Raw genomic sequence first — 17,091 nt, 5'->3', positions numbered from 1 at the left:
GGCTTATTCTCCAATCATGTCGATGTTGGCGGCGCCCGGCGGCACCATCGGGAATACTTTTTCGTTGATATCGATCAGCGCGTGGATCAGGCAGGGGCCCGGGCGTTGGATCGCCTCGGCCAGCGCCGCCTGCGGATCTTCCGCGGCGTTCAGATCGCAGGTATCCAACCCGAATCCGGCGGCGATCTTCAGGAAGTCGGTGCGCTTCGGATAGGCGGCGGCGAAGATGCGCTGTTGGTAGAACAGGGTTTGCTGCTGGTGCACCAGCCCCAGCGCCTGGTTGTTCATCAAAATGATTTTCACGTCCAGATCGTGCTCGACCGCTGTGGCCATTTCCTGAATGTTCATCATCAGGCTGCCGTCGCCGGAGAAGCACAGCACTTTGCGCTTGGGCTCCGCCAGCGCCGCGCCGATCGCCGCCGGCAGACCGAAGCCCATGGTGCCCAGGCCGCCCGACGTCAGCCACTGGCGAGGCCGGCTCAGCGGATAGGCTTGTGCCACCCACATCTGATGCTGGCCTACGTCGGTGGTGATAATAGCGCTGTCGTCCACGCAGCGCGCGGCGGCCAGCACCAGGCCGTAGTGGCTCAGCGGATCGTCGGCGTTCGGCATGTTGAACGGGAATTCGCGCTTCAGGTCATTGACGGTGTTCAGCCATTCGCTGCGCGGCTGCGTGTCGATCTGCGGCAGCAGCTGTTGCAGCACCTGGCCGACGTCGGCATGGATCGCCACGTTGGCCTGTTTGACCTTGCCCAGCTCGGCGCGGTCGATATCCACATGAATGATGGCGGCGTTAGGGCAGAACTGCTCGGTTTTGCCGATCGCCCGATCGTCGAAGCGCGCGCCCAGCACGATCAGCAGATCGGCCTCCTGCAGAATGAAGTTGGTGCTGCGTGCGGCGTGCATGCCCAGCATGCCCAGTGACAGCGGGTGTTCCACCGGCATCGCGCCCAGCGCCATCAGCGTCATGGTGGTGGGCAAACCGGCGCGCTCGGCCAGCTCCAGCGCCTGCCGGTGAGCGTCGGCGCAGATGATGCCGCCGCCCAGGTAGAGGATGGGGCGTTTCGCCTGATTGATCATCGCGGCGGCCTGCGAAACCAGCGCCGGATCGAAGCTCGGGGCGGCGTCCGGTACGGCGATCGGCGGCAACTCTTCCAGGGTGATGGTGGCGGTCTGCACGTCTTTCGGCACATCGATCCAGACCGGGCCGGGGCGGCCGGACTCGGCGATGCGGAAGGCGTCGCCAATCACCTGCGGCAGTTCGCGGATATCGCGCACCAGATGGTTGTGCTTGGTGATCGGGATGGAAATGCCGTAGGTGTCCACTTCCTGGAAGGCGTCGGTGCCGATCATTGAGGAGGGCACCTGACCGGTGATGCACACCAGCGGAATGGAGTCGAGTTTGGCGTCGGCGATGGCGGTGACCAGGTTGGTGGCGCCCGGCCCGCTGGAGGCGATGCACACCGCCGCCTTGCCGTTGGCGCGCGCCATGCCTTGCGCCATAAAGCCCGCGCCCTGTTCATGGCGCGCCAGCACGTGGTGAATGCGGGTGCTTTGGCTCAGCGCGTCATACAGCGGCAGCGCGGCGCCGCCGGGAATGCCGGCGACGGTGGTGATGCCCTGACGCTCCAGCAGATGAACGATCAATTGTGCGCCGGTGAAGCTGGTGCCCGGTTGAGGCGTGCCCGAAGTTGCCATGTTCCTGTCCTTTCTCAAGGCCGGTGAGCTTTGCTGGGCAGGGTGCTAAAACAAGAAACCCCGCCCGGTTTGCGCCGGCGGGGTTTGGGAATCGATGCGTTGATTCGGACCCTACGGCGCATTGCCGACGACCACCACCACACGCACGACGACCACCGCGGCTGGTAGCGCGGTAACTAGTAGGGTCGAAGTCAGCGAGGATGCGATCACAGGGAACCTTATCATCAGTAAAAAAGTCAGGTTTTTATAAAAACACAGGCGCAAAATTCGCACAACAGGTTTATTGGCGCAGCATAAAAAACGCGCGTCAGATCACGCTTTGCCCGAAATGCCCAGCACGCGCGCTTCGGGCGCGCTGCCGTCCAGCAGGGCCTGCGTCGGGCCATCGTAATAGATGCGGCCGTCGACCACCAGCAGCGTGCGCGGCGCGATGCGTGCGGCGTCGTCGAGGTTGTGCGACACCATCAGCAGCGTCAGGTTGCGCTGTTCGCATACCGTCTGCAGCAGTTGCAACATCTCGTTGCGCAGCGCCGGATCGAGCGCCGAGAAGGGTTCGTCGAGCAGCAGGATCGGCCGTTGGCGAATCAAACAGCGCGCCAGCGCGGCGCGCTGACGCTGGCCGCCGGAAAGTTGCGACGGCAGGCGCTCCAGATGCTCTTCCAGGCCGACCTGACGGGCGATGTGTTCTCGCTGTTGACGCTGCTGCGCAGTCAAGCGCAGACCGGGATCCAACCCCAACCCGATGTTCTGCGCCACCGTCAGGTGCGCGAACAGGTTGTTTTCCTGAAACAGCATCGACACCGGCCGCTTGGCCGGCGGCGTGGCGGTGTGGTCTTCGCCGTTCAGCAGCAGCCGGCCGTTGGCCGCCGGCAGAAAGCCGGCGATCAGGCTCAGCAAGGTGCTTTTACCGGCGCCGCTGGGGCCGAGCACCGCGACGCGCTCGCCCGGCTGGATGCGCAGATCAAAGCGCATCGGCAGGTGGTCATACAGGTAGGTCAGTTTTTCAAGCGTCAGCATGGCGGCCCGGTAAGCGTTCAATCAGGGTAAACAACAGGAAGCACAGCAGCAGCAACAGCAGCGCGGTCACCGCCCCGTCGTTGCTGCGATAGGCGCCAATCTGCTGATACAGGTAAAAAGGCAGGGTACGGAAATGCTCGTTGCCAAACAAGGCGACCACGCCGAAGTCGCCGATCGACAGCACGCAGGCGAAGGCCAGCGCCTGTGCCAGCGGGCGGCGCAGGGCGCGCAGCTCAATCAGCCGCAGCCGTCGCCAGCCGCGGATATCCAGCGACAGGCACAGCGGGTTGTAACGTTCGGCGAGGTCGCGCATCGGGTTCTCCAATACCTTTAGCGCGTAGGGCACCGCCATCAGCGCATTGGTGAGGATCACCAGCGCATAGGGCGACTGCGGCAACCCCACTGTATCGCTCAGCAGCAGGAAGAAGCCGGTGGCCAGCACGATGCCCGGCATCGCCAGGATCACCATGCCGCTCAGCTCCAGCGCCTGGCCGCCGCGCAGCTGTTGCCGCAGTTTTAGCTCACGGCTGCTCCACAGCAGCATCATCGTGAGCGCCACGCACAGCAGCCCTGCGCCGAGGGCGATGCGCAGCGACGTGAACAGCGCCTGCCACAGCACCGGCTGGCGCAGCACGCTGACCATGGCCTGATTGGTGCCGTCGGCGATCACCGCCAGCAGAGGCGGCAGCAGCAGCAACAGTGCGGCGGCGATCAGCAGAAAATCGCCGACGCGTCGCCACAGGCTGTCATCCGGATTGCGCCAGCGCTGGGCGTGGGTATGCCCCACCGGCAATGCCTGGCTCAGGCGCTGACTGATCAACACCAGCCCGAGACAACAGCCCAGCTGGATCAGCGCCAGCATGGCGGCACGCCCCAGATCGTAGTCGTAACTCAGCGCCTGGTAGATCGCCAGTTCAATGGTGGTGGCCTGCGGCCCGCCGCCCAGCGACAGTACGGTGGCGAAGCTGGCGAAGCACAGCATGAAGATCAGCGCGCCGCTCGGCAGGATTTGGCGGCGCAGCGCCGGCCATTCGACGAAGCGGAACTGCTGCCAGCCGTTCATGCCCAATTGGGCGGCCAGCTGGCGCTGCTCCACCGGAATGTTCTCCAGTGCCTGCAGCAACAGGCGGGTGGCCAGCGGCAGATTAAAGAACAGGTGCGCCAGCAGAATGCCCTGCAGACCGTAGGGCGAGAAACCATACTCGACGCCCAGCCAGCCGCACAGCGTCGCCAGCCAGCCCTGGCGCCCATAGACGCTGAGCAGGCCGAATACCGCTACCAGCACCGGCAGCACCAGCGTCATGGCGCACAGCCGCAGCAACAACTGCCGGCCGGGGAAACGGCGGCGATAGAGCGCGCGCGCCAGCAGAATGGCGGGCAGCACCGAAATCAGCGCCGACAGCAGCGCCTGCAGGAAGGTGAAGCGCACCACGTGCCACAGGTAACTGTCCTGCCACAGGCTGCGCCAGTCGCTGTCCGGCGCGTGACGCCACAGTGACCCCAGCGCCAGTGCGGCGACGAGCAGGATCAGGCCGGCGGCCAGCAGCCCCGGCCAGAGCCAGCGGGGGATCAGCGGCTGACGGCGGTTTGCCATGCCCGGATCCAGCCGCCGCGTTGTGTGGCCACCTCTTCGGCGCTGTATTGCAGCGCGGTCTGCGGCACGTTCATCTGCTCAAAGCCGACGGGCAGCGGGGTGTTGATCACCGGGTACATCCAGTTGCCGGTCGGGATGGTGTTCTGGAATGCCGGCGTCACCATGAACCGCATGAAACGCTCGGCCAGCTCAGGCTGTTTGGCGGCTTTCAGCTTGCCCGCCACTTCCACCTGCAGGTAGTGGCCTTCGCTGAACGTGGCGGCGGCGTAAAGGTCTTTTTTCTCTTCGATCAGGTGGTAGGCGGGAGAGGTGGTATAGCTGAGCACCAGATCGCCTTCGCCTTTCAGGAACAGGCCGTAGGCTTCGCTCCAGCCTTTGGTGACGGTGACGGTCTTCTTCGCCAACTGCTGCCAGGCGGCCGGCGCCTTGTCGCCATACACTTTTTGCATCCACAGCAGCAGGCCGAGCCCCGGCGTGCTGGTGCGCGGATCTTCGTAGATCACTTTCCAGTTGCGGTCGCTGCTGACCAGCTCCTGCAGGCTTTTCGGCGGGTTCTTCAGTTTTTCTTTGTTGTAGACGAAGGCGAAGTACCCGTAGTCGTAAGGCACGAAGGTCGCGTCCTGCCAGCCGCCCGGCACCGTCAGCCTGGCGGTATCGACGCCGCTCGGCGCGAACAGGCCGGTTTGCTGCGCCGCCTGCAGCAGGTTGTTGTCCAGCCCCAGCACCACGTCGGCGGCGCTGTTCTTGCCCTCCATGCGCAGGCGGTTCAGCAACGAGACGCCGTCTTCCAGCGCCACGAACTTCAGTTCACAGTCGCATTCGGCCTCGAAGGCTTTTTTCACCGCCGGGCCAGGGCCCCAGTCGGCGGCGAAGGAATCGTAGGTGTAAACCGTCAGCGTCGGCTTGGCGAACGCCGGCGCGGCGCACAGCAGCAATAAGCAGGGCAGATATTTTTTGACCACGTTGCACTCCTGAAAAATAAGGGGGCAAGGGCATCTGAGGGGGCGAGGCGGCGTCGCCGGTTCGCTGGGCTCAAATCCCTCCGCCGGTATTGACCGGATCAGGTTCGACGGGTGTGCTCTCAGCGGAAAATCGGGCTTATTACGCGGCCCGGCTCTCCGCACCCCGTTGAGACGGCGCTATTGTAAAGATTAACCGACTTGGGCGAAAGGCGCTTATGTCTCCGGCGGGGCAAACCAGGCGGACTTGAAGTCGAACCAGCCGAGGGTGTTCATCCGCACGCCGCGCATGCTGCGCTGGCCGTGCAGCTGCAGCCAGTGGTGGAACAGCGGATGCAGCTGGTGGTTGCTGACCAGGCGCTGGCAGAACTCCGCCAGCGGCAGACGGTTGGCGCGCCACAGCGCCGCGTCCTGCGCCAGATCTTCGTTCATGCAATGCTGCATCAGCGGCAGTTCGTACAGCGTGGCGAACAGCGAAAACTCCAGCGGCAGATAGAAGTTGGCGCTGCCAAGCCACAGATCGCTGCGCGCGTCGCCCTGGTGCCAGGTGGCGTAATCCACGCTTTGCACGATCAGGCGGATGCCGTGCTGCGCCAGCAGCGGCTCGATCGCCTGACGGATGGCGTGAAACTCCGAATGCTCATTGAAGTGGGTCATCGTCAGTTCGGTCAGCCCCGCCGGTTTGGGCTGCTGCGCCAGCGCGCGGTTGTGGTGCCAACGGGGCAGCAGGCCGTACGCCGGCGACCAGTAGCGTTGGTAGAGCGGCCCGGCGTGGCTCAGCAGCGAAATGGGATTGATCAATTCGCACAGCCAGCTGCGAATGGCGGGATCGGCGGCCAGCGGGGAGCGCCGGTCGAACAGCAGGAAATAGCAGCCCTCTTCCAGCCGGCTTTCCAGTTCGTTGTTGCCGGTTTCATCGCCCTGCAGCTGTACGCCGGAATGCACCAGTTCTTCGGAGAACTCCGGCAGCACCCAGATATTCACCTCGTCGATCAGCGCCCGGTAGCCAAAATAGTCGTCGAAGGCGTGGATCTTCATCTGGCTGGGGAGATTGCGCACTACGCGATAGGGGCCGGTGCCGATCGGATGGCGGGCGAAATCCGGCAGTTCGCGCCATTCGCGCGGCAGGATCATGGCGTGCACGCTGCCCAGCAGCCAGGGCAGCCAGTGGTCGGGGCTGCGCAGATGCACGTCAATCACGAATGGCGTCGGCGAGGTGACGCTCTCGATATGCGAGAACAGCGGTTGCGAGGTCAGACGCGAAAGAGAAGTAATGACGTCTGCCATCTCCAGCTCGCGGCCGTGATGAAAATGGATCGCCGGGCGCAGGTAAAATCGCCAGTGCAGTGGCGTCAACGCCTGCCAATGGTGAGACAGATCGGACTCCAGTTCCCCGTTTTCCTCATTTATGCGCGTCAGACCGTTGAAGATCTGGCGCGCCAGATGGGTTTCCGAACGCCGCAGCGCCGAGCCGGGCAGCAGGTTGTACAACTGCCGGTAGTAGAGCACCCGCAGGATGTGTTTCCCCTGGCGGAAGCTACGCCCCAGCTGTGACAGCAGCATCTGGCGCACCACGTTTTTGTCGCCCACCAGTTGCACCAGCTGATCGATGCGATCCTGTTCCAGCAGCTCCTCGGCCCGCTGTTGCTGCAGCGCCAGGCCGGTGTAGTGGAAGGTTAGCCGCGAACGCTTGCCGCGCCCCGACTCCGCCTGCCAGGTGAGCCAGCCTTCCCGCTGCATGGCGCTCAGCAGGGAGCGCACGTGGCGCCGCGAGCAGCTGAGCACCTCCGCCAGATCCTGCAGCGTGGTGTCGGTGGTTTCACCGTGGCAGCGCTGCCACAGGCGGATGAACTGCTGCTGCAATCTGGACGTGGACATAAAAGAGGAACGCTCCCGCTTCAACTCGTCAATTTTTCTTTCCCTATATTACGCCGATAATTTTCATCAATGAAAGGGGAGGGCGTAATCATGAAAGCTTTCTTATCCAGGCAGTTCTATCAGCGCTATTTCAGCGCGGTGCGCCGCCAGCGAGCCGACTGGCTGAGCGTGGTGCCCGAACAGGCGCGGCTGGCGATGCTGGCGCACCTGACGCAATGGGACATTAAAGAGATGACCGATAAGCAGTATCGCGAGCACCTGTAGGGGCTGCGGCAACAAGTTTCTGAGTAATGGTGCTGTTTCACCAGCCAGTGGGGTGACCCACTGGTTTTTTATGCGCGGTCATGGCGATGCGCTTGCATTTTTCTCGCCGTGGCTTAAGGTTCTTTCTTCTGCTTTGAGGTCAGGGAAGACGATATGCAACGCATGAGCCGGTTGTCACTGCGCATTAACCCCATCTTTGCCGCATTCCTGCTGATCGCTTTTCTCTCCGGCATCGCCGGCGCGTTGCTGACGCCGACGCTCAGTCTGTTTCTGACCACCGAGGTCAAAGTGCGGCCGCTGTGGGTAGGGCTGTTTTACACCGCCAACGCCGTGGCCGGCATCGTGGTCAGTTTTCTGCTGGCCAAGCGCTCCGATACCCGCGGCGATCGGCGCCGGTTGATCCTGCTGTGCTGCCTGATGGCGGTCGGCAACTGCCTGCTGTTCGCCTTTAACCGCGACTACCTGACGCTGATCACCGCCGGGGTGCTGATGTCCGCCGTTGCCAACACCGCCATGCCGCAGATTTTCGCGTTGGCGCGGGAATACGCCGACAGCGAGGCGCGTGAGGTGGTGATGTTCAGCTCGGTGATGCGCGCCCAGCTTTCGCTGGCGTGGGTGATCGGCCCGCCGCTGTCGTTTGCGCTGGCGCTGAACTATGGGTTCACCGTGATGTTCCTGATCGCCGCCGCCACCTTCGCGGTTTGCGTGCTGCTGGTAGGGTTTATGCTGCCTTCGGTGCCGCGTGCGGCGGAGAATGGGGAGCTGCAGGGCGGGATGTCTGCGCCGATCGCGCCCGCCAGCGCCTGGCGCAATCGCGATGTGCGGCTGCTGTTCATCGCTTCGATGCTGATGTGGACCTGCAATACCTTGTATATCATCGATATGCCGCTGTATATCACCGCCGATCTCGGGCTGCCGGAAGGGCTGGCCGGGGTGCTGATGGGCACCGCCGCCGGGTTGGAAATCCCGGCAATGCTGCTGGCCGGTTATTACGTCAAACGCTTCGGCAAGCGCAACATGATGCTGCTGGCGGTGGCGGCGGGCGTGCTGTTTTATCTCGGGCTGACGGTGTTGGCGACCAAGCCCGCCCTGATCGCGCTGCAGCTGCTCAACGCGGTGTTTATCGGCATCGTCGCCGGTATCGGCATGCTCTATTTTCAGGATTTGATGCCGGGCCGGCCGGGCGCCGCCACCACGCTGTTCACCAACAGCATCTCTACCGGGGTGATCCTGGCCGGGGTGCTGCAGGGCGTGCTGGTGGAGAATTTCGGTCATGGTTCGGTGTATTGGATGGCGGCGCTGCTGGCGCTGGCGGCGCTCGGGATGAGCGCCAAAGTGCGTGAAGTGTGAGGTTAAACGACGGCATTCTTGATGCAAGTCATTGAGAAGGCTAAGCCGGGCGCTCAAGCTGAAGGCATATGGCGCGCGATCGTTGCGCCCACGCCCGTCTCGCTATTGAGATGCCGCCCTGTCGTTTAGAACAGTGGGAACGTTATGGATAAACTCACACCGCTCAAACCGCTTCCTTCCCTGTGCGCCCTTGGCGCCACGCTGATTATCTGGTTCCTCATTCCCGTGCCGGAGGGCGTTGCGCCCAACGCCTGGCAGCTGCTGGCGCTGTTTATCGGCACCATCATCGCCATCATCGGCAAGGCGATGCCGATCGGCGCGGTCTCGGTGATCGCCATCGCTCTGGTGGCGGTGACCGGCGTCACCAACCCCGGCAAGCCGGGCGCCGCGCTGGACGACGCGCTCAGCGGCTTTTCCAACCAGCTGATCTGGCTGATCGGCTTTTCTATCATGATCTCCCTCAGCCTGAACAAAACCGGGCTGGGCGCGCGCATCGGCTACTATTTCATCTCGCTGTTCGGCAAGAAGACGCTGGGCATCGCCTACGCGCTGACGCTGGCGGAAACCACGCTGGCGCCGGTGACGCCGAGCAACACCGCGCGCGGCGGCGGCATCATTCACCCGATCATGAAATCGATCGCCGACAGCTTTGGTTCCAAACCCGAGCTTAATACCGCCGGCAAGATCGGCCGCTATCTGTCGCTGGTGAACTACAACATTAACCCGGTCACCTCGGCGATGTTTATCACCGCCACGGCGCCTAACCCGCTGATTGTCAGCCTGATCGCCAAAGGCACCCACGGCAGCTTTGAATTGTCCTGGTCAATGTGGGCGATCGCCGCCCTGGTGCCAGGGCTGTGCTCGCTGATCGTGATGCCGCTGGTGATTTATCTGCTGTACCCCCCGGAGGTGAAAAGTACGCCGGATGCGCCGCGTTTCGCCCGCGAAAAGCTGCAGGCGCTGGGGCCGGTGACGCTGCCGGAGAAAATTACCCTCGGGGTGTTCGCGCTGTTGCTGGTGTTGTGGGCCGGCATACCGGCGATGATCTTCGGCCCGGCGCTGGCGGTCAATCCCACCACCGCGGCGCTGATAGGCCTGGCGGTGCTGCTGGCCACCGGCGTGCTGAGCTGGGAGGATGTGCTGAAGCATAAAGGGGCCTGGGATACCGTGGTGTGGTTCTCGGCGCTGGTGATGATGGCCAGCTTCCTCGGCAAGCTGGGGCTAATAGGCTGGCTGTCGCAAACCGTCGGCAACGGCATCGACCGTATGGGCATGAGCTGGGTGGGTGGCACGATCTTGCTGACCCTCATCTATTTGTATTCACACTATTTCTTTGCCAGCACCACCGCGCACGTGACGGCGATGTTCGCCGCCTTCTTCGCTGCCGGCATCGCGCTTGGCGCGCCACCGGCACTGCTGGGCCTGATCCTGGCGTTTTCTTCCTCGCTGATGATGTCGCTGACGCATTACGGCACCGGCACCGCGCCGATCATCTTTGGCTCCGGCTACGTGACGCTGGGGGAGTGGTGGAAAGCGGGATGGGTGATGAGTGTGGTTAACCTGCTGATCTGGATAGTGATCGGCGGCGCATGGTGGAAGCTGCTGGGCTACTGGTGAGGAAAAAATTCACCCGCCGGGCGGCGGGTGAAGGGGATTAATTCAGAAACGCCGGCTGCTGCGCTTCGTAGCGGGAGATATCCGCTTCGTGCTGCAGCGTCAGGCCGATGCTGTCCAGCCCGTTGATCATGCAGTGGCGGCGGAAGCTGTCTATTTCGAACGGATAGCTTTTGCCGCCGGCGTTGACCGTCTGGTTCTCCAGATCCACCACGAACTCCGTCCCTTCGTTGGCGTCCACCAGCTTGAACAGCTCATCCACCTGCTGCTCGCTCAGCGTCACCGGCAACAGCTGGTTGTTGAACGAGTTGCCATAGAAGATATCGGCAAAGCTCGGCGCAATCACCACTTTGAAACCGTAGTCGGTCAGCGCCCAAGGAGCGTGTTCGCGCGAGGAGCCGCAGCCGAAGTTCTCCCGCGCCAACAGGATGCTGGCGCCTTTATAGCGCGGTTTGTTCAGCACGAACGCCGGGTTCGGCTGCTGGCCGGCATCGTCGAGGAAGCGCCAGTCGTTGAACAGGTGCTGACCGAAACCGGTGCGTGTCACCTTCTGTAAAAACTGCTTGGGAATAATGGCGTCGGTGTCGACGTTGGCCGCATCCAAAGGCACCACTAAGCCGGTATGTTGAGTAAATTTAGCCACGTTAGCCCCTTAGTGAATATCACGGATGTCAGCGAAGTGACCGGCGACGGCGGCCGCGGCGGCCATTGCCGGGCTGACCAGGTGGGTGCGCCCACCGCGGCCCTGGCGCCCTTCGAAGTTACGGTTGCTGGTGGACGCGCAGCGCTCGCCCGGATTCAGACGGTCGTTGTTCATCGCCAGGCACATCGAGCAACCCGGCAAGCGCCATTCGAAACCGGCTTCAATAAAGATTTTGTCCAACCCTTCGGCTTCCGCCTGGGCCTTCACCGGGCCGGAGCCTGGCACCACGATGGCCTGCACGCCGCTGGCGACCTTGCGCCCCTTGGCGATAGCCGCCGCCGCGCGCAGATCTTCGATGCGCGAGTTGGTGCAGGAGCCGATGAACACTTTGTCGATCGGCACCTCGGTCAATTTGATGCCCGGTTTCAAATCCATGTAGGCCAACGCTTTCTCGGCGGAGGCGCGCTCGACCGGATCGCTGAACGATTCCGGCGCCGGGATCGCCTGATTGACGGCGATCACCTGGCCAGGGTTGGTGCCCCAGGTGACCTGCGGCGCGATCTCTTCGGCGTGCAGCGTCACTACGGTATCGAACTGGGCGTCGGCGTCGGACTTCAGCGTGCGCCAGTAAGCGACCGCCTGCTCCCAGTTTTCGCCGGTTGGCGCGAACTGACGCCCCTTCAGGTAGGCGAAGGTGGTGTCGTCCGGCGCCACCAGCCCGGCTTTAGCGCCCATTTCGATCGCCATGTTGCACAGGGTCATGCGGCCTTCCATGCTCAATGCCTCGATCGCCTTGCCGCAGAATTCCACCACGTGGCCGGTGCCGCCGGCGCTGCCGGTTTTGCCGATCACCGCCAGCACGATGTCTTTGGCGGTAATGCCCTCGGCGGCGTCGCCGGTGACTTCAATCTTCATGGTCTTGGCGCGGCCCTGTTTCAGGGTCTGGGTCGCCAGCACGTGTTCCACTTCGGAGGTGCCGATGCCGAACGCCAACGAGCCAAAAGCGCCGTGGGTGGCGGTGTGCGAGTCGCCGCAGACGATGGTCATGCCCGGCAGCGTCATGCCTTGTTCAGGCCCAATTACGTGCACGATGCCCTGGAACGGGTGGTTCAGGTCATACAGCGAAACGCCGAATTCCGCGCAGTTCTTGATCAACTCCTGCATCTGGATGCGCGCCATTTCGCCGCTGGCGTTGATGTCTTTGGTCTGGGTCGACACGTTGTGATCCATGGTGGCGAAGGTTTTGCCGGGTTGGCGCACCTTGCGGCCCATGGCGCGCAGGCCGTCGAACGCCTGCGGCGACGTGACTTCGTGCACCAGGTGACGGTCGATATACAGCAACGGCGTTTCGTTCGGCGCTTCGTGCACCACGTGGGCGTCGTACAGCTTCTGGTATAAGGTCTTGGCCATGTTATGCCCCCTGAGCTACAAAGCGAGCGATGATGTCGCCCATTTCATCGGTGCTGACGGCTTTGCCGTCACCGGCCAGATCGGCGGTGCGGTAGCCCTGTTCCAACGCCTGGTTGATGGCGCGTTCTACGGCGTCGGCCGCTTCATCGGCGCCCAGGCTGTAACGCAGCAGCAGGGTGGCGGACAGGATCTGCGCAATCGGGTTGGCGATGCCTTTGCCTGCAATATCCGGCGCGGAACCGCCCGCCGGTTCGTACAGGCCGAAGCCTTGTTCGTTCAGGCTGGCGGATGGCAGCATGCCCATCGAGCCGGTGATCATCGCGCACTCGTCGGACAGGATGTCGCCGAACAGGTTGGAGCACAGCAGCACGTCGAACTGGGACGGATCTTTGATCAGCTGCATGGTGGCGTTGTCGATATACATGTGCGACAGCGACACGTCCGGGTAATCCCTGGCGACCTGATTGACCACTTCACGCCACAGGATGGAGCTTTGCAGCACGTTGGCCTTGTCGATCGACGTCACCTTGTGGCGGCGCTTGCGGGCGGATTCGAAGGCGATGCGCGCGATGCGTTCAATCTCGAAACGGTGATACACCTCGGTATCGAAGGCGCGCTCCTGCATGCCCTGGCCTTCACGGCCCTTCGGCTGGCCGAAGTAGATGCCGCCGGTCAGTTCGCGCACGCACAGAATGTCGAAGCCGCGGGCGGCGATATCGGCGCGCAGCGGGCAGAACGCCTCCAGCCCTTGATACAGGCGCGCCGGGCGCAGGTTGCTGAACAGTTTGAAGTGCTTGCGCAGCGGCAACAGCGCGCCGCGTTCCGGCTGCTCGGCCGGCGGCAGGTGTTCCCATTTCGGGCCGCCCACCGATCCGAACAGGATGGCGTCGGCCTGCTCGCAGCCGGCGACGGTCGCCGCCGGCAGCGGGCTGCCGTGGCGATCGATGGCGATGCCGCCGACGTCGTATTCGGCGGTGGTGATGCGAATGTCAAAGCGTTGACGCACCGCGTCCAACACTTTGCGCGCCTGAGCCATTACTTCCGGGCCGATGCCGTCTCCGGGCAAGACGGCAATGTGATAAGTCTTCGTCATGTTCACACCGTTTCCTGATTATTTTGATGTTTGTTTTGCTGCAGGCGCTGCTTTTCTTTTTCTACCTGCTGTGAGCGCCAAATATTGTTCAACACGTGCACCATCGCCTTGGCGGAGGATTCGACGATATCGGTCGCCAGACCCACGCCGTGGAAGCGGCGGCCGTTGTAAGAGACCACGATATCCACCTGGCCCAGCGCGTCGCGGCCATGGCCCTTGGCGGTCAACTGGTACTTCACCAGCTCGATCGGGTAGTCGGTGATGCGATTGATCGCCTGATAAACCGCATCGACCGGGCCGTTGCCGGTGGCGGCTTCGGCTTTCTCTTCGCCGCCGCAGATCAGTTTCACCGAGGCGGTGGCCATGATGCTGCTGCCGGACTGCACGCTGAAGTAACCCAGGCTGAAGTGCTCCGGCTCTTCCTGCTGTTTGTTGATGAAGGCCAGCGCCTCCAGATCGTAGTCGAACACCTGGCCCTTTTTGTCGGCCAGCTTCAGGAAGGCGGCGTACAGGGTATCCAGGTTGTAATCCTGCTCCTGGTAGCCCATCTCTTCCATGCGGTGTTTCACCGCTGCGCGGCCGGAGCGGGAGGTCAGGTTCAACTGCACATCCTTCAGGCCGATCGACTGCGGGGTCATGATTTCGTAGTTTTCGCGGTTCTTCAGCACGCCGTCCTGGTGAATGCCGGAGGAGTGGGCGAAGGCGTTGGAGCCGACGATCGCCTTGTTGGCCGGGATCGGCATGTTGCACAGCTGGCTGACGATCTGGCTGGTGCGGAAGATTTCCTGGTGGTTGATGTTGGTGTGCACGTTCATGATGTCCTGGCGCACTTTAATCGCCATGATCACTTCTTCCAGCGAACAGTTACCGGCGCGTTCACCAATGCCGTTCAGGGTGCCTTCCACCTGGCGGGCACCGGCCTGCACTGCGGCGATGGAGTTGCCGACCGCCATGCCCAAATCGTCGTGGCAGTGCACGGAGATGATGGCTTTGTCGATGTTCGGCACGCGGTCATACAGGGTAGTGATGATGCCGCCGAACTGGTTCGGGGTGGTGTAGCCGACGGTATCCGGGATATTGATGGTGGTAGCGCCGGCGTTGATGGCGGCTTCGACCACGCGACACAGATTGTCGATCGGCGTGCGACCGGCGTCTTCACAGGAGAACTCCACGTCGTCGGTGTAGTTGCGGGCGCGTTTTACCGAGCGCACCGCCATCTCCAGCACTTCGTCGAACGAGCGCTTCAGCTTCGATTCGATGTGCAGGGTTGAGGTGGCCAGGAATACGTGGATGCGGAACGCTTCGGCGACGCGCAGCGCTTCGGCGGCCACGTCGATGTCTTTGTCCACGCAGCGGGCCAGGCCGCAGACGCGACTGTTTTTGATTTGGCGAGCGATGGTTTGCACCGACTCGAAGTCGCCCGGCGAAGAGACCGGGAAGCCGACTTCCATCACGTCAACGCCCATTCTTTCCAGCGCCAGCGCAATCTGAATCTTCTCTTTTACGCTCAGGCTGGCCTGCAGCGCCTGCTCGCCATCACGCAGCGTGGTATCGAAAATAATGACTTGTTGGCTCATCGGTGCATTCCTTATCGTGTTGATTTCACGCTAAGCGGGCAAAAAAAAACCCCGCGCAGTAGCGCGGGTTTCTTATGGGTGATCGGCTGAGTCAGCTCCGAACGTCGTCCACAGGCATACCGCGCAAACAAGATGCGTTGAGTAGTAGGCCTAGTAGACGGTGAGTACGGATCATAAGGGTTCAGCTTCTCTTAAATTGGGTGTCTGCCTAATTTGATACGTGATTGGCCTGGCGATGTCAACACCTGATTGAATGCGGGGACAATGCATCAGCCCATTAGCTAAACAGAGGATCATTCGGCAAAAAAACGACGCCTTAGAGAAAAAAATGGGGCCAGTTTGCGTGCTGCTTAGCATAAACGAATCGAATATATACTGCGCTAATTGCTTCTGGATTTCGTTGCGTTAAGATTTGTGATGAAAAAAGCAAGAGGGATTAATCACGGGGAGCAATAAAATAACATTTTCAATACAAATGGTTTAAATTTAATTCATATGAATAATTGATTGTTTTAGTCATAATATAACAAAATAATGCGTTTTTACACAAAGTGAGCGGTGTTTTTAGATGGTTTGATTGCTTATGATGTGTTTTTATAGTTTGTCTCATACAGTGCGGCGACGTTGTTCAATTGTATTAATCATTGTTGATACCTAATTATTAGTACTACCCAGGTGGCATTCTTCTCGCTGACGGGGAAAGCTGCTGACATGTATTCCATATACGACTTATATCGTGTAGATAACACGAGGTTTTTTATCGATTGATGACGGTAATGGCAGGATTTGTCGTGCAAAGATAAGACAATGCGGCGTTTCATTGTTTGTCGAGCATAAGGATTAGATTATTTACACAGGATTTAGTGGAGTGAAATATGGCTGAATATGATTCAGAAATCGCCATGGTCAAAGAGCCGGCGGACATCCATTTGCGCAGCGTCGATCTTAATTTACTGACGGTGTTTGACGCCGTGATGCAAATGCAAAATATTACGCGAGCCGCTAATTCGTTAGGGATGTCGCAGCCGGCGGTGAGCAACGCGGTAGCGCGCCTGAAGGTGATGTTCAACGACGAACTGTTCGTGCGCTGCGGCCGCGGGATCCAGCCCACCATGCGGGCCAGGCAGCTGTTCGGGCCGGTGCGGCAAGCGCTGCAGCTGGTGCAGAATGAGTTGCCGGGATCTGAGTTTGAGCCGCTGACCAGCACGCGAGCGTTCTCCCTTTCGCTGTGCAGCCCGCTCGATTTGCGTCTGGGCGCCGGGATAATCAATCACGTCAAACAGATAGCGCCGCAGCTTAACCTGCAAATAAAGTCATACATTAACAATAATATTGAACGTCAATTGCGTTATCAGGACGTGGAGTTTGTCATCGGCTACAGCCGTTTCGAGTCGGCGGAGTTTCGCAGCCTGGCGATGTTCGACGACGAATTAGTGCTGGCGGTTGCGCAGGCGCACCCGAGAATAGGCGAGGAGGTGACGCCGGAACACATGCTGGCCGAGCAGCATGCTGCGGTTTCCCTGGAAAGTTTTGGATCGTTCAGTAAACCTTTTTATTTAGACGAGCCGATGCTGCGCGCCGTGACGCAGCAGTGCACGGATCTTTACAGCGTGTTGAATATGGTGTCGCAAACGGAAATGGTAGCGATTGCGCCCGCCTGGTTGGTGCGACAGCAGACGGAGGCGTTGAAAATAAAGGCGGTTCCTTTATGTGGCAACGATAATAAAGCCACCTGCTACCTCTCCTGGCATGAATCCTCAGAGCGGGATAAAGGCCACCAGTGGATGAAATCTGTCCTGATTGAGGCGGGTAACCCAAAGTAAAGCGATAAAGATGGGAACCATATAAAGATAATATTCAACTGAGCGTTTTTTCTCATGATAAAAACTAAGAACTATCTGCGTTTTTATTAAGATATTTCTTGGTTTTGCGGCGATAGAATAACTTATTCTCAGGATAAATTTGTTCATTTAGCGAAAACAATTAATATAAAT

14 protein-coding genes and 1 riboswitch are annotated in these 17,091 nt (G+C 60.9%); of the genes, 4 read left to right on the top strand and 10 right to left on the bottom strand.

Annotated elements, in window-relative coordinates; translation table 11 throughout:
* Nucleotides 1-3 precede the first annotated feature (3 nt).
* The 6 genes from ilvB to sgrR all read right to left on the bottom strand — a co-directional run bounded on the left by ilvB (nucleotide 4) and on the right by sgrR (nucleotide 7,146).
* Nucleotides 4-1,698, bottom strand: coding sequence for an acetolactate synthase large subunit (gene ilvB, locus L085_RS00670; protein WP_044029704.1), 1,695 nt, complete (start codon nucleotides 1,696-1,698; stop codon nucleotides 4-6).
* Nucleotides 1,699-1,809: 111 nt separating this feature from the next.
* On the bottom strand, nucleotides 1,810-1,908 hold the full coding sequence (gene ivbL, locus L085_RS25140; protein ID WP_099785722.1) for an ilvB operon leader peptide IvbL: 99 nt from the start codon (nucleotides 1,906-1,908) through the stop codon (nucleotides 1,810-1,812).
* Nucleotides 1,909-2,010: 102 nt separating this feature from the next.
* On the bottom strand, nucleotides 2,011-2,715 hold the full coding sequence (thiQ, locus tag L085_RS00665) for a thiamine ABC transporter ATP-binding protein ThiQ (protein WP_044029703.1): 705 nt from the start codon (nucleotides 2,713-2,715) through the stop codon (nucleotides 2,011-2,013).
* Nucleotides 2,702-4,309: a thiamine/thiamine pyrophosphate ABC transporter permease ThiP gene (gene thiP / locus L085_RS00660; protein ID WP_044029702.1), complete on the bottom strand. Its 1,608-nt coding sequence runs from the start codon at nucleotides 4,307-4,309 to the stop codon at nucleotides 2,702-2,704. Before thiP ends, thiQ begins: the two co-directional genes overlap by 14 nt.
* Complete coding sequence (thiB, locus tag L085_RS00655; RefSeq protein ID WP_044029701.1) at nucleotides 4,285-5,271, bottom strand: thiamine ABC transporter substrate binding subunit; 987 nt, start codon at nucleotides 5,269-5,271, stop codon at nucleotides 4,285-4,287. The genes thiP and thiB overlap by 25 nt, the downstream gene beginning before the upstream one ends.
* Nucleotides 5,272-5,328: 57 nt before the next feature.
* A riboswitch (TPP riboswitch) is annotated at nucleotides 5,329-5,447 on the bottom strand.
* A 37-nt stretch (nucleotides 5,448-5,484) separates the two neighbouring features.
* On the bottom strand, nucleotides 5,485-7,146 hold the full coding sequence (gene sgrR, locus L085_RS00650) for an HTH-type transcriptional regulator SgrR (RefSeq protein ID WP_015376637.1): 1,662 nt from the start codon (nucleotides 7,144-7,146) through the stop codon (nucleotides 5,485-5,487).
* Nucleotides 7,147-7,236: 90 nt separating this feature from the next.
* On the opposite strand from sgrR, the gene sgrT reads away from it, so the two are divergent.
* The 3 genes from sgrT to L085_RS00640 all read left to right on the top strand — a co-directional run bounded on the left by sgrT (nucleotide 7,237) and on the right by L085_RS00640 (nucleotide 10,377).
* Nucleotides 7,237-7,410 carry a glucose uptake inhibitor SgrT gene (sgrT, locus tag L085_RS24255; RefSeq protein ID WP_004932838.1) on the top strand — a complete coding sequence of 58 codons (174 nt, stop codon included), beginning with the start codon at nucleotides 7,237-7,239 and terminating at the stop codon, nucleotides 7,408-7,410.
* 153 nt (nucleotides 7,411-7,563) lie between these two features.
* The gene (locus L085_RS00645) at nucleotides 7,564-8,760 is read left to right on the top strand and encodes a sugar efflux transporter (protein WP_044029700.1); all 1,197 of its coding nucleotides are present in this window, start codon (nucleotides 7,564-7,566) and stop codon (nucleotides 8,758-8,760) included.
* Nucleotides 8,761-8,904: 144 nt separating this feature from the next.
* The gene (locus L085_RS00640) at nucleotides 8,905-10,377 is read left to right on the top strand and encodes a DASS family sodium-coupled anion symporter (protein WP_044029699.1); all 1,473 of its coding nucleotides are present in this window, start codon (nucleotides 8,905-8,907) and stop codon (nucleotides 10,375-10,377) included.
* A gap of 37 nt (nucleotides 10,378-10,414) precedes the next feature.
* On the opposite strand, the gene leuD is transcribed toward L085_RS00640, so the two are convergent.
* From leuD to leuA, 4 genes are read right to left on the bottom strand one after another with little or no spacing between them, the layout of a single operon-like run.
* On the bottom strand, nucleotides 10,415-11,017 hold the full coding sequence (gene leuD, locus L085_RS00635; protein ID WP_004932829.1) for a 3-isopropylmalate dehydratase small subunit: 603 nt from the start codon (nucleotides 11,015-11,017) through the stop codon (nucleotides 10,415-10,417).
* 9 nt (nucleotides 11,018-11,026) lie between these two features.
* On the bottom strand, nucleotides 11,027-12,427 hold the full coding sequence (gene leuC, locus L085_RS00630; RefSeq protein WP_044029698.1) for a 3-isopropylmalate dehydratase large subunit: 1,401 nt from the start codon (nucleotides 12,425-12,427) through the stop codon (nucleotides 11,027-11,029).
* A 1-nt stretch (nucleotide 12,428) separates the two neighbouring features.
* Complete coding sequence (gene leuB / locus L085_RS00625; protein ID WP_004932823.1) at nucleotides 12,429-13,520, bottom strand: 3-isopropylmalate dehydrogenase; 1,092 nt, start codon at nucleotides 13,518-13,520, stop codon at nucleotides 12,429-12,431.
* Between the two features lie 2 nt (nucleotides 13,521-13,522).
* Nucleotides 13,523-15,097: a 2-isopropylmalate synthase gene (gene leuA, locus L085_RS00620; RefSeq protein ID WP_004932820.1), complete on the bottom strand. Its 1,575-nt coding sequence runs from the start codon at nucleotides 15,095-15,097 to the stop codon at nucleotides 13,523-13,525.
* A gap of 875 nt (nucleotides 15,098-15,972) precedes the next feature.
* On the opposite strand from leuA, the gene leuO reads away from it, so the two are divergent.
* Nucleotides 15,973-16,920, top strand: coding sequence for a transcriptional regulator LeuO (gene leuO / locus L085_RS00615; RefSeq protein WP_004932811.1), 948 nt, complete (start codon nucleotides 15,973-15,975; stop codon nucleotides 16,918-16,920).
* The last annotated feature ends 171 nt before the right edge of the window (nucleotides 16,921-17,091 follow it).

Origin of the sequence: Serratia sp. FS14, assembly GCF_000695995.1 — a bacterium.
Lineage (GTDB): Bacteria > Pseudomonadota > Gammaproteobacteria > Enterobacterales > Enterobacteriaceae > Serratia > Serratia nematodiphila.
The sequence above is the reverse complement of the archived record's forward strand: the minus strand, read 5'-3'. Positions and strand labels throughout refer to the sequence as shown.